Origin of the sequence: Pseudomonas brenneri (assembly GCF_007858285.1) — a bacterium.
Lineage (GTDB): Bacteria > Pseudomonadota > Gammaproteobacteria > Pseudomonadales > Pseudomonadaceae > Aquipseudomonas > Aquipseudomonas brenneri.
The window spans coordinates 14,739-38,239 of sequence record NZ_VFIL01000003.1; the positions used below are offsets into that span (position 1 = coordinate 14,739).

The window sequence follows — 23,501 nt, forward strand, 5'->3', positions numbered from 1 at the left end:
CGCGAGCAAGCTCGCTCCTACAGAGGTTTTGAGCCCCCCTGTTTTTAATTATGGATTTTAAGGAGTGACACCATGCTGGTGATGCGCCCCGCGCAAATGGCTGATCTGGGCGAGGTACAGCGTCTGGCTGCGGACAGCCCGATTGGTGTCACTTCCTTGCCGGATGATGTCGAGCGCCTGAGCGACAAGATTGCGGCAAGCGAAGCATCCTTCGCCGCCGAAGTGAGTTTCAACGGTGAAGAAAGCTATTTCTTTGTCCTTGAAGACACGGTTGCCGGCAAGCTGGTGGGCTGTTCGGCCATCGTTGCCTCTGCGGGTTATTCCGAGCCGTTCTACAGCTTTCGCAACGAGACCTTCGTCCATGCGTCCCGCGAACTGAAGATCCACAACAAGATCCACGTCCTGTCCCAGTGCCATGACCTGACCGGCAACAGCTTGCTGACCAGTTTCTATGTGGTGCCGGAGCTGGTGGGGTCGGCCTGGTCCGAGCTCAACTCCCGTGGCCGCCTGTTGTTTGTCGCCAGCCACCCCGAGCGCTTTGCCGACTCGGTGGTGACCGAGATTGTCGGCTATAGCGACGAGAATGGCGATTCGCCGTTCTGGGACGCCATCGGCCGCAATTTCTTCGATCTCAACTACGCCGCCGCCGAGCGCCTGTGCGGGTTGAAGAGCCGGACCTTCCTCGCCGAACTGATGCCCCATTACCCGATCTACGTGCCGCTGCTGCCGGACGAAGCCCAGGAAGCCATGGGCCAGGTACACCCGCGAGCGCAGATCACCTTCGACATCCTGATGCGCGAAGGCTTTGAGACTGACCACTACATCGACATCTTCGATGGCGGCCCGACGCTGCATGCACGGGTCTCGGGGATTCGCTCGATTGCCCAGAGCCGCGTGGTGCCGGTGAAGATCGGCGAGATGGTCAAGGGCGTGGGCCGCCAGTACCTGGTGAGCAACGCGCAGTTGCAGGATTACCGTGCGGTAATGCTGGAACTGGACTACGCGCCAGGCAAGCCAGTGACCCTGGACCTGGAAGCAGCCGAAGCCCTGGGCGTCGGCGAAGGCGCCAGTGTGCGTCTGGTAGCGGTTTAAAAAGCAGAGTTTCGCGGGTGGCTGGAACCAGCGGCCCGTCTGAGGAGATAGCATGATCGTTCGTCCTGTACGCAGCAGCGATTTACCGGCCCTGATTGAGTTGGCGCGCAGCACCGGCACCGGTCTCACCACTTTGCCGGCCAACGAAGAGCGCCTGACCCACCGGGTGGGCTGGGCTGAAAAGACCTTTCGCGGCGAAGCCGGGCGTGGTGATGCCGACTACCTGTTCGTGCTGGAAAACGACGAAGGCCGCGTGGTGGGGATTTCCGCCATTGCCGGCGCCGTCGGCCTGCGTGAGCCGTGGTACAACTTCCGGGTCGGTTTGACGGTCAGCGCCTCCCAGGAGCTGAACATCTATCGCGAGATCCCTACGCTGTTCCTGGCCAACGACCTGACCGGCAACTCCGAGCTGTGCTCGTTGTTCCTGCATGCTGACTACCGCAACGGCCTCAACGGACGCATGTTGGCCAAGGCGCGGATGCTGTTCATTGCCGAGTTCCCGCAGTTGTTCGGCAGTAAGATCATTGCCGAGATGCGCGGCGTGTCCAACGATGCCGGGCGCTCGCCGTTCTGGGAAAGCCTGGGCCGGCACTTCTTCAAGATGGAGTTCAGCCAGGCCGACTACCTCACCGGTGTAGGCAACAAGGCGTTTATCGCCGAACTGATGCCCAAGTTCCCGCTGTACACCTGCTTCTTGTCCGAGGACGCGCGCAACGTGATCGGCAAGGTCCACCCGGACACCGAGCCGGCCTTGAGCATGCTCAAGAGCGAAGGCTTCAGCTACCAGGGTTACGTCGATATCTTCGACGCGGGCCCTGCGGTGGAATGTGAGACCAGCAAGATCCGCGCGGTGCGTGACAGTCAGGCGCTGGTGCTGGCCATCGGCACGCCGGGGGACGACGCCACGCCGTTCCTGATGCATAACCGTAAACGTGAAGAGTGCCGCATCACCGCCGCACCGGCGCGCCTGGCTGCCGGCACCCTGGTGGTCGATCCGCTGACCGCCAAGCGCCTGCAACTGGTGGCGGGTGATCAAGTGCGTGCCGTACCGTTGTCTGCTGCCCGGGAGTCGAAATAATGAATTCGTTGTATATCGCAGGGAACTGGCTGGCGGGTCAGGGGGAGCATTTTGAGTCGCTGAACCCTGTGACCCAGCAAGTGATCTGGGCCGGCAATGGCGCCACTGTCGAGCAGGTTGAGTCCGCCGTGCAGGCCGCCCGCCAGGCATTCCCGGCCTGGGCCACGCGCTCGCTGGACGAACGCATCAGCGTGCTGGAAACCTTTGCCGCGACCTTGAAAAGCCGCGCCGAAGAAATCGCCCGTTGCATCGGCGAGGAAACCGGCAAGCCGCTGTGGGAATCGGCCACCGAAGTCACCAGCATGGCCAATAAAATCGCGATCTCGGTGCAGAGCTACCGTGAACGTACCGGCGAGAAGAGCGGCCCGTTGGGCGACGCCACCGCCGTGTTGCGCCACAAGCCCCATGGCGTGGTCGCGGTGTTCGGCCCTTATAACTTCCCTGGCCATTTGCCTAACGGGCATATCGTCCCGGCGTTGCTGGCGGGTAATACCGTGTTGTTCAAACCGAGCGAGCTGACCCCTAAAGTGGCCGAGCTGACGGTGCAGTGCTGGGTCGAAGCCGGCCTGCCTGCGGGCGTGTTGAACCTGCTGCAAGGCGCGCGGGAGACCGGGATTGCCCTGGCTTCCAACCCGGGCATCGACGGTCTGTTCTTCACTGGCTCCAGCCGCACCGGCAACCACTTGCACCAGCAATTCGCCGGGCGTCCGGACAAGATCCTGGCGCTGGAGATGGGCGGCAATAATCCGCTGGTGGTGGATGAAGTGGCGGATGTTGACGCGGCGGTCTACACCATCATTCAGTCTGCGTTCATCTCTGCCGGCCAGCGCTGCACCTGTGCCCGGCGCCTGTTGGTGCCGGAAGGTGCCTGGGGTGATGCCCTGCTGGCGCGCCTGGTTGCTGTCAGCGCGACGATTGCAGTGGGTGCATTCGACCAGCAGCCGCCGCCGTTCATGGGCTCGGTGATCTCCCTGGCTGCGGCCAAGGCCTTGATGGATGCCCAGGAACTGATGCTGGCCAACGGTGCTGTGGCGCTGCTGGAAATGACCCAGCCCCAGGCGCAGGCGGCGTTGTTGACGCCGGGCATTATCGACGTGACAGCTGTGACCGAACGCGAAGACGAAGAGTTGTTCGGCCCGTTGCTGCAAGTGGTTCGCTACGCCGGTTTTGAAGCGGCGATTGCCGAGGCCAACAACACCCAATACGGTCTGGCCGCGGGTCTGTTGTCGGACTCCGAGGCGCGCTACCAGCAGTTCTGGCTGCAAAGCCGTGCCGGTATCGTCAACTGGAACAAACAACTGACCGGCGCGGCGAGCACTGCGCCATTTGGTGGGGTCGGGGCGTCGGGCAATCATCGCGCCAGTGCTTATTACGCGGCGGATTACTGCGCGTACCCGGTGGCGTCGTTGGAGACCCCGAGTTTGGTGCTGCCAGCAACCCTCACCCCTGGCATTACGCTGATCTAAAAATGTGGGAGCGGGCTTGCTCGCGAATGCGGTCTGTCAGTTGATAGATTAGGTAACTGGTCCGCCGCCTTCGCGAGCAAGCCCGCTCCCACATTCGATCTGTGGTGTGATGAAGATTGTTTATAAAAACAGATGTTCGTGGAGCCTCGCCGATGAAATCCTGTGAAGTCAATTTTGACGGTCTCGTGGGGCCGACCCATAACTACGGCGGTCTGTCCTACGGCAACGTCGCCTCCCAGAGCAACAGCCAGCAGTCTTCCAACCCCAGGGAGGCGGCGCTGCAGGGCCTGGCGAAAATGAAAGCCCTGATGGAAATGGGGTTTGTGCAAGGCGTGCTCGCCCCCCAGGAACGTCCTGACGTCGCCGCACTGCGCAGCCTTGGCTTTGCCGGTACCGACGCCCAGGTGATCCAGCAGGCGGCCAAGCACGCCATGCCGTTGCTGGTGGCCAGTTGCTCGGCATCGAGCATGTGGGTGGCCAACGCCGCGACCGTCAGCCCGAGTGCCGACACAGCGGATGGCCGCGTGCATTTCACCGCCGCCAACCTCAACTGCAAATACCACCGCAGCATCGAACACCCGACCACCAGCCGCGTGCTGGGGGCGATGTTTGCCGATCAGCAGCACTTCGCCCACCACGCCGCGTTGCCGGCGGTGGCGCAGTTCGGTGATGAAGGCGCGGCCAACCACACGCGTTTTTGCCGCGAATATGGCGAGGCGGGCGTAGAGTTTTTCGTGTTCGGCCGCAGTGCGTTCGACACCCGTTACCCGGCGCCACAAAAGTACCCGGCGCGCCAGACCCTCGAAGCGTCCCAGGCCGTTGCGCGCTTGCACGGCCTGCAGGATGGCGGGGTGGTCTACGGTCAGCAGAACCCGGCCGTGATCGACGCCGGAGTGTTCCACAACGATGTGATCGCGGTGGGCAACGGCGAAGTGCTGTTCTATCACGAGGATGCGTTCCTCAATACCGAGCAGATGCTCGCCGAGCTGCAGGCCAAGCTGGGCCAGGTCGGCGGCAACTTCCAGGCGATCTGCGTGCCACGGGCCCTGGTCAGCGTGGAAGACGCGGTGCGTTCCTACCTGTTCAACAGCCAGTTGCTGACCCGCGCCGACGGTTCGATGCTGTTGATCGTGCCCGAGGAGTGCCGCAACAACGAGCGCGTCTGGCAGTACCTGCAAGGCCTGACCAGCTCTGGCGGACCGATCGCTGAAGTGAAAGTCTTCAACCTCAAGCAAAGCATGCAGAACGGCGGTGGCCCGGCATGCCTGCGCCTGCGCGTGGCGTTGAAGGAAACCGAACTGGCGGCGGTCAATCCAGGGGTTATCATGACAGCACCGCTGTACGAAACGTTGACCCAATGGGTCGGCAAGCACTACCGCGACAGCCTGCGCGAAACCGACCTGGCTGACCCGCAGTTACTGCTTGAGTGCCGTACGGCATTGGATGAACTGACGCAAATCCTTAAACTGGGCTCGGTTTATCCTTTCCAGATCAATTAACGCCACACGGCTGAGACCTCTATATGACCACCGATACCCTGAAGCTGATCCTTGAAGACACCGACGGCACCCAGCTGGAAACTTCCTGCACCCGCGTCGCGGTGGTGTGGCAGGGCAAGGAAATCTGGATCCAGCACGACGGCCGCGGTCAACTGCTGATCGGCGTGGACGTGGAAGAAGGTGACGCCGAATACGCCAACCTGCTGATGCGCCCCCTGGCCACCAACCTGATGAGCCTGCAACTGGAAATGGAACCGGCCGACGTTGAAGGTGATGACGACGATCACGTCCACGGCCCAGGCTGCAACCACTAAGGAAGCTGCTTTATGCTCGCCCTCGGCAAACTGCTTGAACTGACCCTCGCCGGTCGCGAACCGGCGCAAAAAATTCAACTGACTGTCGACGGCGTGCAGATGCGCTGGCTCAGTGAGGGCGCACTTGAAGTGCGGCCTGCGCAAGCCCGGGACAACGGCGCCGATGTGCTGCTGTCGTCCGGTATCCATGGCAACGAAACCGCGCCGATCGAATTGGCCGACCGCTTGCTGCATGGCATTGCCCGTGGGGAGATCAAGCCCCGCACCCGTATTCTGTTCCTGTTCGGCAACCCCGAGGCCATGCGTCGCGGCGAGCGTTACCTCGAACAGGACGTCAACCGGCTGTTCAATGGCCGTCACGAACAAAGCATCGGCCCGGAAGCGATGCGCGCGGCCGAGCTTGAACAGTTGGCGCGTACCTTCTTCAGCGTGCCTGAGCGGAGTCGTTTGCACTACGACCTGCATACGGCGATTCGTGGCTCGAAGATCGAGCAGTTCGCCCTGTACCCTTTCAAGGAAGGGCGCCAGCACTCCCGCGCCGAACTGGCCCGTCTGCGGGCGGCGGGGATGGAAGCGGTGCTGTTGCAGAACAAGACCTCCATCACCTTCACGGCTTTTACCTACGAACAGTTGGGTGCCGAGTCGTTCACCCTGGAGTTGGGCAAGGCCCGGCCATTCGGGCAGAACCAGGGCGTGGACGTCTCGCGCCTGGAAACCCGCCTCAAGCAGATCATTGAAGGCAACGAGCCGGCGACCGAGGGCCTGGACGGTCTGAAGTTGTTCAGCGTGGCCCGGGAAATCATCAAGCACAGCGACGCCTTCACCCTGCACCTGCCGGCGGATGTGGAGAATTTTTCGCAGTTGGAGAAGGGCTATCTGCTGGCGGAAGACATCGCCAAGACCCGCTGGGTGATCGAAGAGGAGGGCGCACGCATCATTTTCCCCAACCCCAAGGTCAAGAATGGCTTGCGCGCGGGCATCCTGATTGTGCCAACCACGGATGTTGGCCTGGCCTGAATCCCGAGACTAACTCGGTCGAATGTGGGAGCGAGCAAGCCCGCTCCCACATTTGCTTTGCAGTGTCGCTTAAACCGCTACCGCCCGCGGCTCATTGCGGCGGATCGCACGGATCTTGTGCAGGGTATCGGCACAGGTCTGTGCAGCTTCCTTGCCCTTGTGCACAAAGTGCTCAAAGAAGAAGTTGTGGTGCTCGCTGCCTGCGTGGAAGTGGTGCGGGGTGAGGGACACGGAGAACACCGGTACTTCGGTTTCCAGCTGCACCTGCATCAGGCCGCTGACCACCGATTGCGCGACGAACTCATGGCGATAGATCCCGCCGTCCACCACCAGGGCAGCCGCGACGATACCGGCGTAACGGCCGGACTTGGCCAGCAGCTTGGCGTGCAGGGGCATTTCAAAGGCGCCGCCGACTTCAAAGAAATCGATATCCGACTCCTGGTAGCCCTGGGCGATCATTTCGGCGAGGAAGCCTTTACGGCTTTGATCAACAATATCTTTGTGCCAGCAAGCCTGGATAAACGCGACGCGCTCACCGTGGTGGTTTTTGCTCTTGCTGTCGATTGCGGTGGGTTGCATGTTCTGACTCCTGTTTATGAAAAAAACAGGGCGTTATGAATCGAATGGGATTTAAGGGTACGGCCGAATCGATCATGCCAGGCATGACTTCTCGCGCACGGCCCTTAGGCGCCAATCCCGTTCTCTCTTCATCCGGACTATGACCGTCGGCCCCGGGATCACACCGGGTCTGCTGACCTTGGCGCCGTCCTGCGTGAGCAGTTCGAGGCGCCAAGCGCTCGCGGGCTATGCGCATTGCGCGCAATTACCGCCGGTGGGGAATTGCACCCCGCCCTGAGAACGTTGCCACCAGAACCCTGGCGGCGGAGAGTTTTTACCATACATTTCGAAAAACTGCATAGCTACGTTTTTGATAGTCAAAATCGATGTGTATCGCTGGACATGCATCTCGATTGCAGGGGCGAGCTTGCTCGCGAAGAATCCGAGGGCAGCACGTTCATTCAGCATGTACGCGTCATCGTTAAGGTTTTTCGAGAGCAAGCTCGCTCCTACAGTAAATGGGTTTTCGCCTTGATATTTTCGGCAGATGCCCGCAGTAATCGGTTACAACAGGGAATCCCCCACTCGCAGAGGCACACTTGATGTCTGTTATTGATCTTCGTAGTGACACCGTGACCCAACCCACCCCTGGCATGCGAGCTGCCATGGCCGCTGCACCGAGCGGTGATGATGTCTACGGTGAAGACCCCAGCGTCAACCACCTGGAAGCCGAACTGGCCAAGCGCCTGGGCTTTGCCGCCGCGCTGTTCGTGCCTACCGGCACCATGAGCAACCTGCTCGCGTTGATGGCTCACTGCGAGCGGGGCGAGGAATACATCGTCGGCCAGCAGGCCCACACCTACAAATACGAAGGCGGCGGCGCGGCGGTGCTGGGCTCGATCCAGCCGCAGCCCCTGGAAGTCCAGGCCGATGGTTCGCTGGACCTGGCCCAGGTCGCAGAAGCGATCAAACCGGATGACTTCCACTTCGCCCGCACCCGGTTGTTGGCCCTGGAAAACACCATGCAGGGCAAAGTGCTGCCCATGAGCTACCTGGCTGCCGCACGCGCGTTTACCCGTGAGCATGGCCTGGCCCTGCACCTGGATGGCGCGCGGCTGTACAACGCAGCGGTCAAGCTGGGTGTCGATGCTCGGGAGATCACCCAGCACTTCGATTCGGTCTCGGTATGCCTGTCCAAGGGCCTTGGCGCGCCGATTGGCTCGGTGCTGTGTGGCTCCAGTGCGTTGATCGCCAAGGCCCGTCGTTTGCGCAAGATGGTCGGCGGTGGCATGCGCCAGGCGGGCTCGCTGGCGGCGGCGGGGCTGTATGCCCTGGACCATCAGGTGGCGCGCCTGGCCGAAGACCACGCCAATGCGCTGTGGCTGGGCGACGAACTGCGCAAGGCCGGCTATAGCGTGGAGCCGGTACAGACCAACATGGTCTACGTGCAGATCGGCGAGCAGGCCCAGGCCCTGAAGGCCTTTGCCGAGGAGCGCGGGATCAAGTTGAGTGCTGCGTCGCGCCTGCGCATGGTCACGCATCTGGACGTCAGTCGGGCACAGATCGAACAAGTGTTGGCGACATTTGTCGAGTTTTCCCGGAAATGACAGTGCTGGCCGTCTAATTGACTGTTTCTATCGTATAAACACGCTGTACCACGGGCAAAGGGCCGATATAATGCGGCCCTTTGCCGTCGCTCCGTCTGATGATGTTGCGCACTGGCCTTTGGCCGCAGCCTCCGTGGAAGAACCTAATGAAAAGCGCAGAAATCCGTGAAGCCTTCCTTCGCTTCTTCGAAGAGCAAGGTCACACCCGTGTCTCCTCCAGCTCTTTGATCCCAGGCAATGACCCAACCCTGCTGTTCACCAACGCGGGGATGAACCAGTTCAAGGACTGCTTCCTGGGCCAGGAAAAACGCGCCTACACCCGTGCTACCAGCAGCCAGAAGTGCGTGCGGGCCGGCGGTAAGAACAGCGACCTGGAAAACGTGGGCTACACCGCTCGCCACCACACCTTTTTCGAAATGCTGGGTAACTTCAGTTTCGGCGATTACTTCAAGCGCGATGCCATTACCTTTGCCTGGACCTTCCTCACCGGCGTGTTGCAACTGCCCAAGGAAAAACTCTGGGTGACGGTCTATGCCACCGATGACGAAGCCTACGACATCTGGACCCAGCAGATTGGCGTGCCGGTCGAGCGCATGATCCGCATTGGCGACAACAAGGGCGCGCCGTACGCTTCCGATAACTTCTGGACCATGGGCGATACCGGCCCGTGCGGCCCTTGCACCGAGATTTTCTACGATCACGGCGCCGACATCTGGGGTGGCCCGCCGGGTTCGCCAGAGGAAGACGGCGACCGCTACATCGAAATCTGGAACAACGTGTTCATGCAGTTCAACCGCACCGCCGATGGCGTGTTGCATCCGTTGCCAGCGCCGTCGGTCGACACCGGCATGGGCCTGGAGCGGATCAGTGCGGTGATGCAGCACGTTCACTCCAACTACGAAATCGACCTGTTCAAGAACCTGCTCAGCGCTTCAGCGGCGGCCATTGGTTGCGCCAACGAAAGCCAGTCTTCGCTCAAGGTGGTGTCGGACCATATCCGCTCCTGCGGCTTCCTGATCGCCGACGGTGTGCTGCCGTCGAACGAAGGTCGTGGCTATGTGCTGCGTCGCATCATCCGTCGCGCCTGCCGCCACGGTAACAAGCTGGGCGCCACTGGCAGCTTCTTCTACAAGATCGTGGCCGCATTGGTTGCCGAGATGGGCGAAGCCTTCCCGGAACTCAAGCAGCAGCAGGACAACATCGAGCGCGTGCTCAAGGCTGAGGAAGAGCAGTTCTCCAAGACCCTGGAACACGGCCTGAAAATTCTGGAACAGGACTTGGCTGAGCTCAAAGGCACTGTGGTGCCGGGCGATGTGGTGTTCAAGCTGTACGACACCTACGGCTTCCCGATGGACCTGACCGCCGACATCGCCCGTGAGCGCGAGCTGACCATCGATGAGGCTGGTTTCGAGCGTGAGATGCAAGCCCAGCGCGTGCGTGCGCGTTCCGCCAGTTCGTTTGGCCTGGACTACAACACTCTGGTCAAGGTTGACGTGGCCACCGAGTTTACCGGTTACAACGCCACCGCCGGTGCGGCCAAAGTCGTTGCCATCTACAAGGACGGCAAGTCGGTCGACGTGTTGAGCGAAGGTGAAGAGGGCGTAGTGGTTCTGGACCAGACGCCGTTCTACGCCGAGTCCGGTGGCCAGGTCGGCGACTGTGGCTTCTTGAGCTCGACGTCCGGCCGCTTTGACGTGCGCGACACCACCAAGACCGGCGGGGCATTCCTGCACCACGGCGTGCTGGTGCTGGGCAGCCTCATCGTTGGTGCGCCGGTGGACGCGCAGGTTGATGCCAATGTGCGTCATGCCACCGCGTTGAACCACTCGGCCACCCACTTGCTGCACGCAGCATTGCGCCAGGTATTGGGCGAGCACGTCCAGCAGAAGGGTTCGTTGGTCGACAGCCAGCGCCTGCGCTTCGACTTCAGCCACTTTGAAGCGATCAAGCCTGAGCAGATCAAGGCCCTGGAAGACATCGTCAACGCCGAGATTCGCAAGAACACCCCGGTGGAAACCGAAGAAACCGACATCGAAACCGCCAAGGCCAAAGGCGCGATGGCGCTGTTCGGCGAGAAATACGGCGACAACGTGCGTGTACTGAGCATGGGCGGCAGCTTCTCCGTAGAGCTGTGCGGTGGTATCCATGCCAAGCGCACCGGCGACATCGGCCTGCTGAAAATCATCAGCGAAGGCGGCGTGGCCTCCGGTGTACGGCGTATCGAGGCGGTGACCGGCGCTGCGGCCCTGGCCTATCTCAATGCAGCCGAAGAACAACTCAAGGAAGCGGCGACCCTGGTCAAGGGCAGCCGTGACAACCTGATCGACAAGCTCTCTGGCGTACTGGAACGCAACCGCCAGCTGGAAAAACAGCTGGAGCAATTGCAAGCCAAGGCAGCCAGTGCGGCGGGCGACGACTTGTCGGCCTCGGCACTGGACATCAAGGGCGTGAAGGTTTTGGCCGTACGCCTGGATGGTCAGGACGGCAAGGCGTTGCTGGCCTTGGTCGATCAGTTGAAGAACAAGCTCGGCCGCGCAGTGATCCTGCTCGGCAGTGTCCATGAGGAAAAGGTCGTATTGGTTGCCGGTGTAACCAAAGACCTGACTGGCCAACTCAAGGCCGGTGATTTGATGAAACAAGCCGCCGCGGCAGTGGGCGGGAAGGGCGGTGGTCGTCCGGACATGGCGCAAGGCGGTGGTGTTGACGCTGGTGCCCTGGACGCGGCCCTGGCCCTGACCGTGCCGTTTGTCGAGGCCGGCATTTAAGGCGCTGTTAATGAGCCCATGGTCTAGTCATGGGCTTGCTGAGGTGCTGGAAGATTTGTTTATTGGGCGCCCCTTTACGGGCTGAGGCGGCTTAGAAATGGCTTTGATCGTACAGAAATTTGGAGGCACCTCGGTCGGCTCTGTCGAAAGAATCGAGCAGGTCGCCGACAAGGTTAAGAAATTCCGCGATGCCGGCGACGACCTGGTAGTGGTGCTGTCGGCCATGAGCGGCGAGACCAATCGCCTGATCGACCTGGCCAAGCAAATCAGTGGCGACCAGCAACCGGTTCCGCGTGAACTGGATGTGATCGTTTCCACCGGTGAGCAGGTAACGATTGCCCTGTTGGCCATGGCGCTGAACAAGCGTGGCGTGCCTGCTGTGTCCTATACCGGCACCCAGGTGCGGATCCTGACGGACAGCGCGCACAATAAAGCGCGCATCCTGCAGATTGACGACCAGAAGATTCGTGCCGACCTGAAGGCCGGTCGCGTGGTGGTTGTCGCCGGTTTCCAGGGTGTTGATGAGCAAGGCAACATCACGACACTGGGGCGTGGTGGCTCCGACACCACCGGTGTGGCGCTGGCGGCAGCCCTGAAGGCTGACGAATGCCAGATCTACACGGATGTTGATGGCGTCTATACCACCGATCCGCGCGTCGTGTCCGTGGCCCAGCGCCTGGACAAGATCACCTTCGAAGAGATGCTGGAAATGGCCAGCCTCGGGTCCAAGGTGTTGCAGATTCGTGCGGTGGAGTTCGCCGGCAAGTACAACGTACCGCTGCGCGTATTGCACAGCTTCAAAGAGGGTCCGGGCACCCTCATTACTATTGATGAAGAGGAATCCATGGAACAGCCGATCATTTCCGGCATCGCCTTTAATCGCGATGAAGCCAAGCTGACCATCCGTGGCGTGCCAGACACCCCGGGCGTGGCCTTCAAGATCCTCGGCCCGATCAGTGCCGCGAATATCGAAGTCGACATGATCGTGCAGAACGTTGCGCACGATAACACCACCGACTTCACCTTCACCGTGCACCGCAATGAGTACGACGCGGCGGAACGTATCCTGCAGAACACCGCGAAAGAGATCGGTGCCCGTGAAGTGGTGGGTGACACCAAGATCGCCAAGGTATCGATCGTCGGTGTTGGCATGCGCTCCCATGCGGGTGTTGCCAGCCGCATGTTCGAGTCCCTGGCCAAGGAAACCATCAATATCCAGATGATCTCCACTTCGGAGATCAAGGTGTCGGTGGTGATCGAAGAGAAGTACCTGGAGCTGGCTGTGCGTGCATTGCACACCGCTTTCGAACTGGACGCGCCGGCCCGACAGGGCGAGTAACGCGTTGCCAGAAAGGCGCGGTTGACCCGCGCCTTTCTTTTTTGTCGGGCGAGGGCGCAGGCCTGTTCTTTTGCCCGTGCTCGACAATACTTAGGCATGCAGGGCCATGGCCGCAGGGTTATGGGCTCAAGGCCTTTTTTTGCAGACTGTTGTTCCCGAAATGAAATGCGTGAGGAGAAAGGTATGCTGATTCTGACTCGCCGATGCGCAGAAAGCCTGATTATTGGTGATGGCGAAATCACCGTGACCGTGCTCGGCGTCAAAGGCAATCAAGTACGGATTGGGGTCAATGCCCCCAAAGAGGTGGCTGTCCACCGTGAGGAAATCTACTTGCGGATCAAGAAAGAGAAGGACGACGAACCAAGCCATTAATTTTTATCGTTTTTTATGTTTGCAAACGGGGAAGAAGCTGGTTAATATACGCCCCGTGTTGCGGAGAGCTGGCCGAGTGGCCGAAGGCGCTCCCCTGCTAAGGGAGTACACCTCAAAAGGGTGTCGGGGGTTCGAATCCCCCGTTCTCCGCCATTATTTGCTTAGTACGTTGCAATCTGGTTTTTTCGCTAAGTTGTTGAAATTAAACGAAAAAATAGCTTTACATAGAGATTGAACGGCCTATAATGCGCGGCAACAAATGCACTCGTAGCTCAGCTGGATAGAGTACTCGGCTACGAACCGAGCGGTCACAGGTTCGAATCCTGTCGAGTGCACCATTTAAGAGTTAGTTGCAGCGATGCAGGTAGCTTGGCTCCAACCAGTTGTGATCTGGTCTAAAAACACAATCTGCACTCGTAGCTCAGCTGGATAGAGTACTCGGCTACGAACCGAGCGGTCACAGGTTCGAATCCTGTCGAGTGCACCATACAAACAAAAAGCCCGCCTAGTGCGGGCTTTTTGCCGTCTGGGGTTTTTGTTTTCGAGCTGTCGGGCAGGCATTGTTCTGTAGGATTTGTCTCGGCTTGGTATGTTTTTCTCTCGCCCATGTGTTTTCTTTTCTGTCGGTGTCGTCGCAGTTTCATACGTGCGGCCAATACTCAGCTTTGTGGCGCAAGCACTTGTTCTTTCCAGTTTTTTAACGTTTGAAGCGGCCGGGCGTGTATCATTGCGCCCGTCAGCCCCGCCGGGGCTTGTGGAATACCTCCATGGACTTACCCAGTAGTTACTCAGTACCCCGCTTTACCAATCATGAATTGACTGATTGATCCTTCCGGCGTGCCCCGCTGCTGGGAGTGGAGTTCGCCTATGACCGAAGTAGAAGTAAAGAAAACACAAGAAAGCCTGCAGGATCGCCTGGCGCAAGTTGTCGAGCTGCTGCATCGCCAGCGCGTGGTCGAAGATCTGACCCATCGCCAGGAAGGCCCTCATCAAGACCGGGTCGAGAACCTGGTCCATCGGCAGAATCTCGTCGAATTGCAGCGCAAGCTCGATGACCTGCACTCTGCCGACGTTGCCTACATCCTTGAAGCCCTGCCGCTGGACGATCGTCTGACGCTTTGGCAGTTGGTCAAGGCTGATCGCGATGGCGACATCCTCCTCGAAGTCTCCGACTCGGTGCGTGAAACCCTGATCGCCGACATGGACGATCACGAGCTCCTGGCTGCGGCCAAGGAGATGGACGCCGACGAACTGGCCGACCTGGCCCCTGAACTGCCCCGTGATGTTGTCCATGAGCTGATGGAGACCCTCGACGGCCAGCAGCGTGAGCGAGTGCGCTCCGCGTTGTCCTATGACGAGGAGCAGGTCGGTGCGCTGATGGACTTCGAAATGGTGACCATCCGTGAGGATGTCAGCCTGGAAGTGGTTCTGCGTTACCTGCGGCGCCTCAAGGAGCTGCCGGGGCACACCGACAAGCTGTTTGTGGTCGACTACGAGGGCATCCTCAAGGGCGTGCTGCCGATCAAGCGTCTGCTGGTCAATGATCCGGACAAACAGGTCGCCGAGGTCATGGCCAGCGACCCGGTGAGCTTTCATCCTGATGAAGACGCCTACGATGCCGCCCAGGCATTTGAGCGTTATGACTTGATTTCGGCCCCGGTGGTCGACAAGAACGGCAAGCTTATTGGCCGTTTGACCATCGACGAGATGGTCGACCTGATCCGTGAAGAAAGCGAAAACGAAGTCCTCAACATGGCGGGTCTGCGTGAAGAGGAAGATATTTTTGCGTCAGTCTGGCGATCCCTGAGCAACCGTTGGGCGTGGCTGGCGGTCAACCTGGTCACTGCGTTCATTGCATCGCGGGTGATCGGCCTGTTTGAAGGTTCTATCGAGAAGTTGGTGGCGCTGGCAGCGCTGATGCCTATCGTGGCCGGTATTGGTGGCAACTCGGGTAACCAGACCATCACCATGATCGTGCGGGCGATGGCCCTGGATCAGGTGAGTACGGGTAATACCTCGCGCCTGATGCGCAAGGAATTGGCGGTGGGCCTGATCAATGGTCTGGTGTGGGGGGGTGTCATCGGCATAGTGGCCTACCTGCTATATGGCAGTTGGTCCCTGGGCGTGGTGATGACGGCGGCCATGACCCTCAACCTGTTGCTGGCGGCGTTGATGGGGGTATTGATCCCCATGACCCTGGCGCGACTTGGGCGCGACCCGGCGATGGGCGCCAGTGTGATGATCACGGCCATGACCGACAGTGGTGGTTTCTTCATCTTCCTGGGGCTGGCGACGATCTTCCTGCTCTGATCTGCGGCTCGCTTCCCCTTGCTCGCGAAAAGCGTTGACGATAACGCGGGGCACCCATAGAAAATCGGTGCCCTTGAGTTTTTCGCGAGCAGGCTCGCTCCTACATTCCAGGCAAAAAAAAGCCAGCGCAAGGCTGGCTTCAGCTTTCAGTTGCCGATTATTCGGCTTCTGCAGCTGCCTCAACGTCATGGGCAATCAGCGACACAAGCGCATTTTGCTGACGGTGGGACAGTTGGCGAAACCGCTGCAGCAGCTCGCGCTCGTGCAGTGACAGCTCCGGGCTGTCCATGCGCATGCTCAGTTCGTCACCCAGCGCGCCTTCCTGAATAAGGCTTTGCTCCATGCGCGCGATGATTTCAGAGTTCATGCTGCGGTGATGATTGCGAGCCACCTCGGCAATGCGTTCCCGCATTCCGTCTGGCAGACGTACGACGAACTTGTCAGCCGTACGGCTGGAATAAATTGCCTGTTTCAATGGGCGCATATATTTAACCGGTTAGTTCAGGGGAGCGGTTTTTGGAATTGGCCGCAAGATGTGTGTTAGGACAAGGCTTGCGGACAAATGTTCAACCTGAATTGCAAAGAGGCCGCATCATGCCTCAAATTTGCCAGTTACTTGGCGTCAATTCTGTGACAAATATTGAACTTCCTACAGGCGTTATGCCAGTACTCATTTTCAAATTTGCGGACTGGTTGGAAAACTTTTCTGCGGGGTAATCTGGTTGTTGGTCAGCCCGCAGGCTCTCGATGCAAGAGGGGTTTCGGGCGCACATCCTATAGCAATATGGCCTTTTGCCCTTAATTTTAAGACTAGTGGCAAATGGCCGATTTGCGAGCCGAGGCGACATAAGGTCGAGGGAATATTGGCAGGGTGTCAATCTGTCGTCGCGGGGTGTTCAGCGCAGGATGGGGTCGAATTTGAAGCGGCGTCCGACGATCACGGCTATCGCCAGCGCGGTTGCAAATACAGCGCAGGCGCCCAGGCAAAGGGCTTGCCAGTCGGTCGATGAGGTATTGAGCCCCAGGATGCCCGTGGAAAGGGTCAGGATGAGAAACAGCCAGGCGGGCTTGGTCATGATGGGTTCGCTTAGAAAATCAAGTGTTCAGAAGAACCGGCAGCCTGTGCATCCTGTGTCAGTTGAACCGAGGGTTGGCCGTTGGCTGTCATGACGGCCAGTTGAGGTCGTTGCTGGGTCTGGTGGCTGCCCGTGTGGCTGAACTGTGCAGTATCACTGTCGTTGCTGGGTTGGAAGTGGAACGTCACCAGCACGGCCAAGGCCAGGGCGTTGAGGATCAGGAGTGTACTGTTCATGGGTGTTTCCCCGTGTTCATTGGCAGGACAGTGTTATAAGCATAAAGAGTGCAGTCATCGTGCCAGCTAGTATTTTGAGTAAAGTACTTTAAAAACAAATGCTTAGGTTGATCTCAAAAGTATGGCTCATTGCAATATGCAATGATGGCATTTCGCACTGATGCATTTTGCACGATAGGGTGTCAGACCTGTGGACGAAGGCTTATCGCTGGCGGGGCGGGAAGAGGGCTTGCGCCTAAAAAGCTGACGGACGACATGACAAAACTCACCTCGGCCGTTAACATGCACGCCGTCCGTCGCAACGCCACTTGGCTGCGTGCCTGTCATTAGTCCCAGTAGCTCAATTGGATAGAGCATCCCCCTCCTAAGGGGAAGGTTGGCCGTTCGAACCGGCCCTGGGACACCATTTGCAGTCTCGTCTCCACCCCGACCGAGATGTTGAAAAACCCCGATCAGAATGTTCTGGCGGGGTTTTTTTATGGGTGGCTGTTTTCTTGGCCGTTTGGCCAGTGCTTTCGGGCTGGCTGGCGAGATATATTGTCAGGACCTGTATCTGTCCCTTGTCGGAGTGCGTCAGACACTCGCTTGCAGGCGAAGGAACTGTTGGGTGTCGAGTTCATCGAAGGCTGCATGCTTCGAAGATCCCGAGGTTTTCCTGTTTGTCGGATCAAAATACCCCCGGGTGCCTGTGTCGTTGGGTGCCTGGGTTTAACGACGCTTTGTCCTCAGGCTAGTGTGAATAGCCTGACACCCACCGCAAGGAGCCGCTCGGACCGCCGATGCGCCAGATCTGGAAATCTTTTCGAGCCCTTTATTTCGCCTCCTTGATGATGCTGATTGGCTCCGGCTTGCTCAGTACTTACCTGGCCTTGCGCCTGGCGGCTGATAATGTCGACAGCCTGTGGGTCGGTGCGCTGATGGCGGCCAACTATTTTGGCCTGGTGCTGGGGGGCAAGATCGGGCATCGCCTGATCGCCCGCGTGGGGCATATCCGGGCCTACGCCACCTGTGCCGGGATTGTCGGTGCCGCGGTGCTGGGGCATGGCCTGGTGGATTGGCTGCCGGCCTGGATCGTGCTGCGGATCATCGTCGGCCTGGGCATGATGTGCCAATACATGGTTATCGAGAGCTGGCTTAACGAGCAGGCGGATGCCAAGCAGCGCGGCGTGGTCTTCAGCGGTTACATGATCGCGTCCTACCTGGGGCTGGTGCTGGGCCAGTTGATTCTGGTCATGCATCCCCAGTTGGGGCTTGAGCTGCTGATGCTGGTGGCGTTGTGTTTTGCCCTGTGCCTGGTGCCAGTCGCCATGACCCGGCGTATTCACCCCGCGCCGTTGCATCCGGCGCCCATGGAGCCGCGCTTCTTTATCAAGCGGGTACCGCAATCCCTGAGTACGGTGTTGGGTGCTGGCCTGATTGTGGGCTCTTTCTACGGTTTGGCGCCGTTGTACGCGTCCCAGCAGGGGTTGAGTACCGAGCAGGTCGGTCTGTTCATGGGTAGCTGCATTTTTGCTGGCCTGTTGGTGCAATGGCCATTGGGCTGGCTGTCGGATCGCTATGACCGGGCGTTGCTGATTCGCTGTTTTGCCCTGTGCCTGGCCGTGGCGGCATTGCCGCTGGCGATCATGACCCGGGTGCCGCTGGAAGTGCTGTTTGTGGCCGGCTTCCTGTGCTCGCTGGTGCAGTTCTGTCTCTATCCGTTGGCCGTGGCTTTTTCCAACGACCACGTCGAGGGTGATCGCCGGGTGTCGCTCACTGCGATGTTGCTGGTGACCTATGGGGTGGGCGCGAGTATCGGGCCGTTGCTGGCTGGTGTGGTGATGAAGCTGTTTGGCAACCAGATGCTCTATGCGTTCTTCAGCTTGTGCGCATTGATCCTGGTCTGGCGCATTCGCCCCAAGGCTGTGACCAACCTGCATCAGGTGGACGACGCGCCGCTGCATCACGTGGCGATGCCCGACAGTATGTCCAGCTCGCCCTTGGTGGCGGCCCTCGACCCGCGTGTAGATGAGCAGGTGGTCCAGGACCAGATGCAAACGACCGTGCCTGAACCTGCGCCCGAAGCTGAGCCTGAGGTAGAGCCACAACCTGAATCCGAGCCGCCGGAGCATCCCGACCCGGATGATCATCCGCATGACCTGAGCCGGGCCCGTCCCTGAAACAAAAAAAACGGGCAGTTCCCCAAGGAACTGCCCGTTTTTTTGTGCCGCGCGTTTGGCGCTTACATGTCGTCGTCTTTATCGAACCGTCGCGCCTCGCGCTGCAGTTGGTAGACAAAACGCTCGACTTGGCGCTGCACCAGGCCACTCATGTTGTGGAAGCGCACACCGGCAAAGGTGGTGTTGATCTTTTCTTCGAAGTGCAGGTAACGCAACTCCACCGCGGTGGTCATGCTGCCGAAGGGCAGGGCGGCGATAAAGCGGTCATAGACCTGGCCCAGTTGCAGGCGCTCGGAGATGTCACCTTCAAAACGCAACTTGCAGCCGGTGGCGGAAATATCCAGCAACTTGCCGCTGATAGGCGCCTTGAGTTTATCGCCGCCCATTTCGATATTCACCAGTTGCGCCAGTTTCAGCGCCGCACGAAAGGCGTTGCGGCGCTGATGGTAGACCACTTCTTCAGGCAGGCTGCCCTTGTAGATGCGGTGGCCGTCCAGGGCGCCGATGGTCAGGGCGCCATTGCTCTCCCAGGCCACGCGCACGCCTTCGTGAAAGCCTTCGATGCGAAAGGCTTCGCCATTCTCCAGGTAGCGTTCACCTTCGGGTGGAATCATCTCGTCCAGGCTCAGCGTCTTGCTGTCCTTGTCGACATCCACCAGGTAGCTCTGGAAGCGCTGGTTGCGTTCGTGGAAGGTGATGATCAGGGGGTCGTGGCTCTCTTGCAGCAGCCGCAAGGTGCCGGCAATTTCCAGAGGTGTGGTAAGGACCTTGGGTGGCTGCGGAGCATCTTCCGCGCTAAGGGTGTTGAACACGGCTCTTCCATCTCCAGACAAAATACGACTACACGCAAGAACCGGCATTTTGCCAGCATGTGGCGCGCCTTGATAGGGCGCGCGATAAACCGGCGTCAGGCTTGGCTGAGGGTGCTGGGCTTGACCAGCCGGGAAGTGGAACCCTGGGCGTTGTACAGTGCTGGAGGTTCGCCGCCATGCAGGATGCGCAACTGGTTGGCGGTGGTAGCTTGTTGCAGTTGGATCGACTGGCCGTTGAGTACATTGGCCTCTTGGCAGTTGATCAACAACTGATTGAGCGCGGTGCTCTGGGCCAGCAACTGGTCACCGACCGAAGAATGGCTGGCCAACTGCTCCAGGCCGCTGTGGTCGGCGGGCAGGCCCAGGCTGAGCAGGATCTGGCTGCGTTTCTGGCCGTGTTGTTCAAGCAGGATGATCAGCGATTGCTTGCGTGCCAGGATGTCTTCCAGCAGGCGCATGTCGCGCCCGCACAGGGCCACGAATTCGTCTTGAAGCAGCTCCAGCAGGTGTTGCGCGGGAGCCAGGTCTTCAGTGATCAGTTGCAGCAGATTTTCGTCGTGCATGGCTGGCCTTGGGTTTTAAGCGTCCAAAAGCCCGGCGCAGGCCTTTGCCTAGCGCTCGGCTTTGATGATTTTGCTGGCTAAACGGTCGTTGTCGATCTGATAGCTGCCATCGGCAATCGCCTGCTTCAACTCGGCCACACGGGCTTTATTGACAACCGGCTGATCGCGCAGCGAGTCCGTGATCTTCTGCAACTGTTGAGCCTCATTGCTCAAATGCACCGATTCGCCACTTTGGGTCGATGCGGTTTGTTCTGCCTTGGCGGGCAGCGCCGGGGCCTTGGCTTCAACGCTGTCCTTGGCCGCGCTGGTGCGCGTGCCGCCGGGCGTTGGCTGGGCGTTATTCAATCGGCTGAAATCAATGACCATGTTAAAAAACCTCTGGGTATTTGGACGCTTGCCATGTTTTCGGCCATACCCGGACAAACTTTAGGCTCGATCGACAATAAACCTATGCACAGCGACATCGTGTGCACAGTGTAGGAAAAGCCAGCGTCCCACGCCAGTGATCTATAGCGCGACCTCCACTTGGCCCGGGGCCGTTACCCGGGCTTTGATCACGCGCTTGGAATTGAGGTTTTTCACGCGGATCTGCTCGCTCATCCCGCCATTGGCCAGGGCTTCCCCCGGCATTTTCACGTTCAGGCCGCCACTGCTGGCGGATATCACCACATGGTCACCTTTGCGCACGACTTCAGCCTGTTCCAGGTGAACCAGGGTGATGACTTGGTCGGTGACCATTGGTCGGGTCAGTTTTTGCCCCACGGCCTGGTCCACCGAGGTGAGGTAGCCCTGGCTGATCTGGCTGATGTCTCGTTCACGCAGGGCAACGTCTTCAAAACCGATGATGCCGGTGCGCTTGAGTGGGCGGGTGACGGTCACTACGTCGCGAAACAGTCGGACCTGAGCTGGTACGAACACGGTCCAGGGCGAGCTGCCGTCGCAGCGTACGCGCACGGTCACACGGCCAATGGGTTGGGCCGGGCTTTCCAGGGAACCTGTCAATTCCTTGTCGCACATGGGCATGCGCAAGCGTGGGTCCAACTGGTTGACCTGGATTTCATAACGGCCCGGTGTCTGGGTGGTCGCCAGATAATCTTCTACAGTGAACTCAAGAAAGCCTTGAGTGACGCCGATAAGCAGATCAGGCAAGGTGACGTTGTCGGCACGGGCCTGATGGCCTGTGCCCAAGGCAAGCAACGCCAACGCCATCCAGGCGCAGAGTAATCTGCGGTACTGTGGCGAGCGAAGGCGTCGGGAAACTGTCGTTTTGATGTCCATGGCCAATAAAAAGCAAAGCGCGTGCCGTTTCGTGTTGGGTGCGCGTCGTACCCGTAAGTTTTGTAGCGTAGGAGTCTGGGCATGGCGGGTGTAATGGATTCAGTGAACCAGCGCACACAGCTGGTAGGGCAGAATCGCCTGGAGTTGTTGCTGTTTCGACTCGATGGCAAGCAGCTATATGGCATCAACGTCTTCAAGGTGCGGGAGGTGCTGCAATGCCCCAAGCTCACCATAATGCCCAAGTCCAACCCGGTCGTGTGTGGCGTGGCCAACATCCGTGGTGCGACGATTCCAATTCTTGACCTGGCGATGGCCACCGGTTCGCCTGGCTTGCAGGATCGCGAAAACCCGTTTGTGATCATCACCGAATACAACACCAAGACTCAGGGTTTCCTGGTGCGCTCGGTGGAACGTATCGTCAACATGAACTGGGAAGAAATCCATCCACCACCCAAGGGCACCGGGCGCGATCACTACCTCACGGCAGTGACGCGGGTCGATAACCAGTTGGTGGAAATCATCGACGTGGAGAAGATCCTGGCGGAAGTGGCGCCGACTTCGGAGCATATTTCGGTAGGCGTCGTGGATGAACAGACCCAGCAAAAGGCCGTGTCCTTGCGGGTGTTGACGGTGGATGACTCCTCGGTGGCGCGCAAGCAGGTGTCCCGTTGCCTGCAGACCGTCGGTGTGGAAGTGGTGGCGCTCAATGATGGTCGCCAGGCCCTGGACTATCTGCGCAAGCTGGTCGATGAAGGCAAGAAGCCGGAAGAAGAGTTCCTGATGATGATTTCCGACATCGAGATGCCGGAAATGGACGGCTACACCCTCACGGCCGAGATACGCAACGACCCACGCATGCAAAAATTGCATATCATCCTGCATACTTCATTGTCCGGTGTATTCAACCAGGCAATGGTCAAGAAGGTCGGTGCCGATGACTTCCTGGCCAAATTCCGTCCTGATGACCTGGCCTCCCGGGTCGTCGAACGGATCAAATCTGCAGATCACGGCTAGGGGCTTTCTCCCTGGCGGTCACACGAGTTAAGAGGCGGTTTCATTGTCTACGGGTAATTTGGATTTCGAACAGTTCCGGGTATTCCTGGAAAAAGCCTGTGGCATATTGCTCGGTGAAAACAAGCAATATCTGGTATCAAGCCGTCTCAACAAATTGATGGAACAGCAGGGCATCAAGTCCCTGGGCGAGCTGGTGCAGCGCATCCAGGGCCAGCCGCGCAGCGGGCTCAAGGAAATGGTGGTCGACGCCATGACCACCAACGAAACCCTGTGGTTTCGTGACACCTATCCCTTTGAGGTGCTCAAGAACAAGGTCTTGCCCGAGGCAATCAAGGCCAGCCCTGGCCAGCGCTTGCGCATCTGGTCGGCGGCGTGTTCGTCGGGGCAGGAACCATATTCGCTGTCGATGTCCATCGATGAGTTCGAGCGGACCAACATGGGTCAGTTGAAGGCCGGGGTGCAAATTGTTGCCACTGACTTGTCCGGCACCATGCTGACCAACTGCAAGACCGGTGAGTACGACAGCCTGGCCCTGGGGCGCGGTTTGTCCCAGGAGCGCCTGCAGCGTTACTTCGACCCCAAGGGCGCCGGCCGCTGGGCGATCAAGGCGCCGATCAAGAGTCGCGTGGAGTTCCGCTCGTTCAACCTGCTGGACAGCTACGCCAGCCTCGGCAAGTTCGACATCGTGTTTTGCCGCAACGTTTTGATCTACTTCTCGGCTGAAGTGAAGAAAGACATCCTGTTGCGCATCCATGGCACGCTCAAGCGTGGTGGTTATCTGTTCCTCGGTGCGTCCGAGGCGCTGAACGGCTTGCCGGATCATTACCAGATGGTGCAGTGCAGCCCGGGCATTATCTACCAGGCCAAATAGCGTCCAACCCAAAATGTGGGAGCGGGATTGTGTGGGAGCGGGCTTGCTCGCGAAGGCGGTGTGTCAGTCAAGTAT

Annotated in this window: 22 protein-coding genes, 4 tRNA genes and 1 riboswitch; of the genes, 18 read left to right on the forward strand and 8 right to left on the reverse strand. The window is 59.3% G+C overall.

Going from position 1 to position 23,501, the window contains the following annotated elements:
• Nucleotides 1-72: 72 nt before the first annotated feature.
• The 6 genes from aruF (at nucleotide 73) to astE (ending at nucleotide 6,466) form a co-directional block, all read left to right on the forward strand.
• Nucleotides 73-1,092, forward strand: coding sequence for an arginine/ornithine succinyltransferase subunit alpha (gene aruF / locus FJD34_RS06675; RefSeq protein ID WP_032861580.1), 1,020 nt, complete (start codon nucleotides 73-75; stop codon nucleotides 1,090-1,092).
• Nucleotides 1,093-1,144: 52 nt separating this feature from the next.
• Nucleotides 1,145-2,170 (forward strand): arginine N-succinyltransferase, encoded by a 1,026-nt coding sequence (gene astA / locus FJD34_RS06680; RefSeq protein ID WP_032861579.1) that lies wholly within the window; start codon nucleotides 1,145-1,147, stop codon nucleotides 2,168-2,170.
• On the forward strand, nucleotides 2,167-3,636 hold the full coding sequence (gene astD, locus FJD34_RS06685) for a succinylglutamate-semialdehyde dehydrogenase (protein ID WP_162276357.1): 1,470 nt from the start codon (nucleotides 2,167-2,169) through the stop codon (nucleotides 3,634-3,636). Before astA ends, astD begins: the two co-directional genes overlap by 4 nt.
• Before the next feature lie 152 nt (nucleotides 3,637-3,788).
• On the forward strand, nucleotides 3,789-5,135 hold the full coding sequence (astB, locus tag FJD34_RS06695) for an N-succinylarginine dihydrolase (protein WP_065943573.1): 1,347 nt from the start codon (nucleotides 3,789-3,791) through the stop codon (nucleotides 5,133-5,135).
• Nucleotides 5,136-5,158: 23 nt separating this feature from the next.
• Nucleotides 5,159-5,449 (forward strand): hypothetical protein, encoded by a 291-nt coding sequence (locus FJD34_RS06700; RefSeq protein ID WP_003214319.1) that lies wholly within the window; start codon nucleotides 5,159-5,161, stop codon nucleotides 5,447-5,449.
• A gap of 12 nt (nucleotides 5,450-5,461) precedes the next feature.
• Nucleotides 5,462-6,466, forward strand: coding sequence for a succinylglutamate desuccinylase (astE, locus tag FJD34_RS06705; RefSeq protein ID WP_032861576.1), 1,005 nt, complete (start codon nucleotides 5,462-5,464; stop codon nucleotides 6,464-6,466).
• 69 nt (nucleotides 6,467-6,535) lie between these two features.
• Here astE and FJD34_RS06710 read toward each other — a convergent pair whose 3' ends face one another.
• A complete protein-coding gene (locus FJD34_RS06710) occupies nucleotides 6,536-7,045 on the reverse strand; it encodes a 6,7-dimethyl-8-ribityllumazine synthase (protein WP_032861575.1) in 510 nt (169 codons plus the stop codon).
• 115 nt (nucleotides 7,046-7,160) lie between these two features.
• Nucleotides 7,161-7,330: riboswitch (FMN riboswitch) on the reverse strand.
• A 296-nt stretch (nucleotides 7,331-7,626) separates the two neighbouring features.
• Between FJD34_RS06710 and ltaE the strand changes: the two genes are divergently transcribed.
• The 8 genes from ltaE (at nucleotide 7,627) to mgtE (ending at nucleotide 15,417) form a co-directional block, all read left to right on the forward strand.
• Nucleotides 7,627-8,631, forward strand: coding sequence for a low-specificity L-threonine aldolase (gene ltaE, locus FJD34_RS06715; protein ID WP_032861573.1), 1,005 nt, complete (start codon nucleotides 7,627-7,629; stop codon nucleotides 8,629-8,631).
• A 146-nt stretch (nucleotides 8,632-8,777) separates the two neighbouring features.
• Nucleotides 8,778-11,396, forward strand: coding sequence for an alanine--tRNA ligase (gene alaS / locus FJD34_RS06720; RefSeq protein ID WP_032861572.1), 2,619 nt, complete (start codon nucleotides 8,778-8,780; stop codon nucleotides 11,394-11,396).
• A gap of 97 nt (nucleotides 11,397-11,493) precedes the next feature.
• Entirely contained in the window at nucleotides 11,494-12,735 is a 1,242-nt protein-coding gene (locus FJD34_RS06725) for an aspartate kinase (RefSeq protein WP_032861571.1), read from the forward strand.
• A 183-nt stretch (nucleotides 12,736-12,918) separates the two neighbouring features.
• Nucleotides 12,919-13,107 (forward strand): carbon storage regulator CsrA, encoded by a 189-nt coding sequence (csrA, locus tag FJD34_RS06730; RefSeq protein WP_003178872.1) that lies wholly within the window; start codon nucleotides 12,919-12,921, stop codon nucleotides 13,105-13,107.
• Between the two features lie 62 nt (nucleotides 13,108-13,169).
• Nucleotides 13,170-13,260, forward strand: a tRNA-Ser gene (locus tag FJD34_RS06735).
• A 108-nt stretch (nucleotides 13,261-13,368) separates the two neighbouring features.
• Nucleotides 13,369-13,445 (forward strand) — tRNA-Arg (locus FJD34_RS06740).
• A 72-nt stretch (nucleotides 13,446-13,517) separates the two neighbouring features.
• Nucleotides 13,518-13,594, forward strand: a tRNA-Arg gene (locus FJD34_RS06745).
• Between the two features lie 380 nt (nucleotides 13,595-13,974).
• Nucleotides 13,975-15,417, forward strand: a complete 1,443-nt coding sequence (gene mgtE, locus FJD34_RS06750) for a magnesium transporter (RefSeq protein WP_032861570.1) — start codon at nucleotides 13,975-13,977, stop codon at nucleotides 15,415-15,417.
• A gap of 157 nt (nucleotides 15,418-15,574) precedes the next feature.
• On the opposite strand, the gene FJD34_RS06755 is transcribed toward mgtE, so the two are convergent.
• From FJD34_RS06755 to FJD34_RS06770, 3 genes are all read right to left on the reverse strand, one after another.
• The gene (locus FJD34_RS06755; protein ID WP_029294475.1) at nucleotides 15,575-15,901 is read right to left on the reverse strand and encodes an Arc family DNA-binding protein; all 327 of its coding nucleotides are present in this window, start codon (nucleotides 15,899-15,901) and stop codon (nucleotides 15,575-15,577) included.
• Nucleotides 15,902-16,313: 412 nt separating this feature from the next.
• Complete coding sequence (locus tag FJD34_RS06765) at nucleotides 16,314-16,493, reverse strand: PA3371 family protein (protein WP_090291770.1); 180 nt, start codon at nucleotides 16,491-16,493, stop codon at nucleotides 16,314-16,316.
• A gap of 11 nt (nucleotides 16,494-16,504) precedes the next feature.
• Nucleotides 16,505-16,729 (reverse strand): hypothetical protein, encoded by a 225-nt coding sequence (locus tag FJD34_RS06770; RefSeq protein ID WP_032861566.1) that lies wholly within the window; start codon nucleotides 16,727-16,729, stop codon nucleotides 16,505-16,507.
• Nucleotides 16,730-17,058: 329 nt separating this feature from the next.
• On the opposite strand from FJD34_RS06770, the gene FJD34_RS06775 reads away from it, so the two are divergent.
• Both FJD34_RS06775 and FJD34_RS06780 read left to right on the forward strand, forming a co-directional pair.
• Nucleotides 17,059-17,135, forward strand: a tRNA-Arg gene (locus tag FJD34_RS06775).
• Between the two features lie 373 nt (nucleotides 17,136-17,508).
• A complete protein-coding gene (locus tag FJD34_RS06780) occupies nucleotides 17,509-18,888 on the forward strand; it encodes an MFS transporter (RefSeq protein WP_090291768.1) in 1,380 nt (459 codons plus the stop codon).
• Nucleotides 18,889-18,950: 62 nt separating this feature from the next.
• Here FJD34_RS06780 and FJD34_RS06785 read toward each other — a convergent pair whose 3' ends face one another.
• From FJD34_RS06785 to flgA, 4 genes are all read right to left on the reverse strand, one after another.
• Complete coding sequence (locus tag FJD34_RS06785) at nucleotides 18,951-19,700, reverse strand: flagellar brake protein (RefSeq protein ID WP_032861564.1); 750 nt, start codon at nucleotides 19,698-19,700, stop codon at nucleotides 18,951-18,953.
• A 95-nt stretch (nucleotides 19,701-19,795) separates the two neighbouring features.
• Entirely contained in the window at nucleotides 19,796-20,263 is a 468-nt protein-coding gene (locus FJD34_RS06790; protein WP_032861563.1) for a flagella synthesis protein FlgN, read from the reverse strand.
• A 48-nt stretch (nucleotides 20,264-20,311) separates the two neighbouring features.
• A complete protein-coding gene (flgM, locus tag FJD34_RS06795) occupies nucleotides 20,312-20,629 on the reverse strand; it encodes a flagellar biosynthesis anti-sigma factor FlgM (protein ID WP_032861562.1) in 318 nt (105 codons plus the stop codon).
• A 141-nt stretch (nucleotides 20,630-20,770) separates the two neighbouring features.
• Entirely contained in the window at nucleotides 20,771-21,541 is a 771-nt protein-coding gene (gene flgA, locus FJD34_RS06800; protein ID WP_032861561.1) for a flagellar basal body P-ring formation chaperone FlgA, read from the reverse strand.
• A gap of 81 nt (nucleotides 21,542-21,622) precedes the next feature.
• On the opposite strand from flgA, the gene FJD34_RS06805 reads away from it, so the two are divergent.
• Both FJD34_RS06805 and cheR read left to right on the forward strand, forming a co-directional pair.
• On the forward strand, nucleotides 21,623-22,555 hold the full coding sequence (locus FJD34_RS06805; RefSeq protein ID WP_065943568.1) for a chemotaxis protein CheV: 933 nt from the start codon (nucleotides 21,623-21,625) through the stop codon (nucleotides 22,553-22,555).
• A 43-nt stretch (nucleotides 22,556-22,598) separates the two neighbouring features.
• The gene (gene cheR, locus FJD34_RS06810; RefSeq protein ID WP_032861559.1) at nucleotides 22,599-23,426 is read left to right on the forward strand and encodes a protein-glutamate O-methyltransferase CheR; all 828 of its coding nucleotides are present in this window, start codon (nucleotides 22,599-22,601) and stop codon (nucleotides 23,424-23,426) included.
• The last annotated feature ends 75 nt before the right edge of the window (nucleotides 23,427-23,501 follow it).

Bases quoted from the DNA above. Each gene is read 5' to 3' on its own strand.
- FJD34_RS06805 (WP_065943568.1), top strand. From the start codon at position 21,623: ATGGCGGGTGTAATGGATTCAGTGAACCAGCGCACACAGCTGGTAGGG.
- FJD34_RS06700 (WP_003214319.1), top strand. From the start codon at position 5,159: ATGACCACCGATACCCTGAAGCTGATCCTTGAAGACACCGACGGCACC.
- flgM (WP_032861562.1), bottom strand. From the start codon at position 20,629: ATGGTCATTGATTTCAGCCGATTGAATAACGCCCAGCCAACGCCCGGC.
- astE (WP_032861576.1), top strand. From the start codon at position 5,462: ATGCTCGCCCTCGGCAAACTGCTTGAACTGACCCTCGCCGGTCGCGAA.
- aruF (WP_032861580.1), top strand. From the start codon at position 73: ATGCTGGTGATGCGCCCCGCGCAAATGGCTGATCTGGGCGAGGTACAG.
- astB (WP_065943573.1), top strand. From the start codon at position 3,789: ATGAAATCCTGTGAAGTCAATTTTGACGGTCTCGTGGGGCCGACCCAT.
- ltaE (WP_032861573.1), top strand. From the start codon at position 7,627: ATGTCTGTTATTGATCTTCGTAGTGACACCGTGACCCAACCCACCCCT.
- csrA (WP_003178872.1), top strand. From the start codon at position 12,919: ATGCTGATTCTGACTCGCCGATGCGCAGAAAGCCTGATTATTGGTGAT.
- FJD34_RS06780 (WP_090291768.1), top strand. From the start codon at position 17,509: ATGCGCCAGATCTGGAAATCTTTTCGAGCCCTTTATTTCGCCTCCTTG.
- FJD34_RS06790 (WP_032861563.1), bottom strand. From the start codon at position 20,263: ATGCACGACGAAAATCTGCTGCAACTGATCACTGAAGACCTGGCTCCC.
- astA (WP_032861579.1), top strand. From the start codon at position 1,145: ATGATCGTTCGTCCTGTACGCAGCAGCGATTTACCGGCCCTGATTGAG.
- flgA (WP_032861561.1), bottom strand. From the start codon at position 21,541: ATGGACATCAAAACGACAGTTTCCCGACGCCTTCGCTCGCCACAGTAC.
- FJD34_RS06725 (WP_032861571.1), top strand. From the start codon at position 11,494: ATGGCTTTGATCGTACAGAAATTTGGAGGCACCTCGGTCGGCTCTGTC.
- FJD34_RS06755 (WP_029294475.1), bottom strand. From the start codon at position 15,901: ATGCGCCCATTGAAACAGGCAATTTATTCCAGCCGTACGGCTGACAAG.
- FJD34_RS06770 (WP_032861566.1), bottom strand. From the start codon at position 16,729: ATGAACAGTACACTCCTGATCCTCAACGCCCTGGCCTTGGCCGTGCTG.
- mgtE (WP_032861570.1), top strand. From the start codon at position 13,975: ATGACCGAAGTAGAAGTAAAGAAAACACAAGAAAGCCTGCAGGATCGC.
- alaS (WP_032861572.1), top strand. From the start codon at position 8,778: ATGAAAAGCGCAGAAATCCGTGAAGCCTTCCTTCGCTTCTTCGAAGAG.
- FJD34_RS06765 (WP_090291770.1), bottom strand. From the start codon at position 16,493: ATGACCAAGCCCGCCTGGCTGTTTCTCATCCTGACCCTTTCCACGGGC.
- FJD34_RS06710 (WP_032861575.1), bottom strand. From the start codon at position 7,045: ATGCAACCCACCGCAATCGACAGCAAGAGCAAAAACCACCACGGTGAG.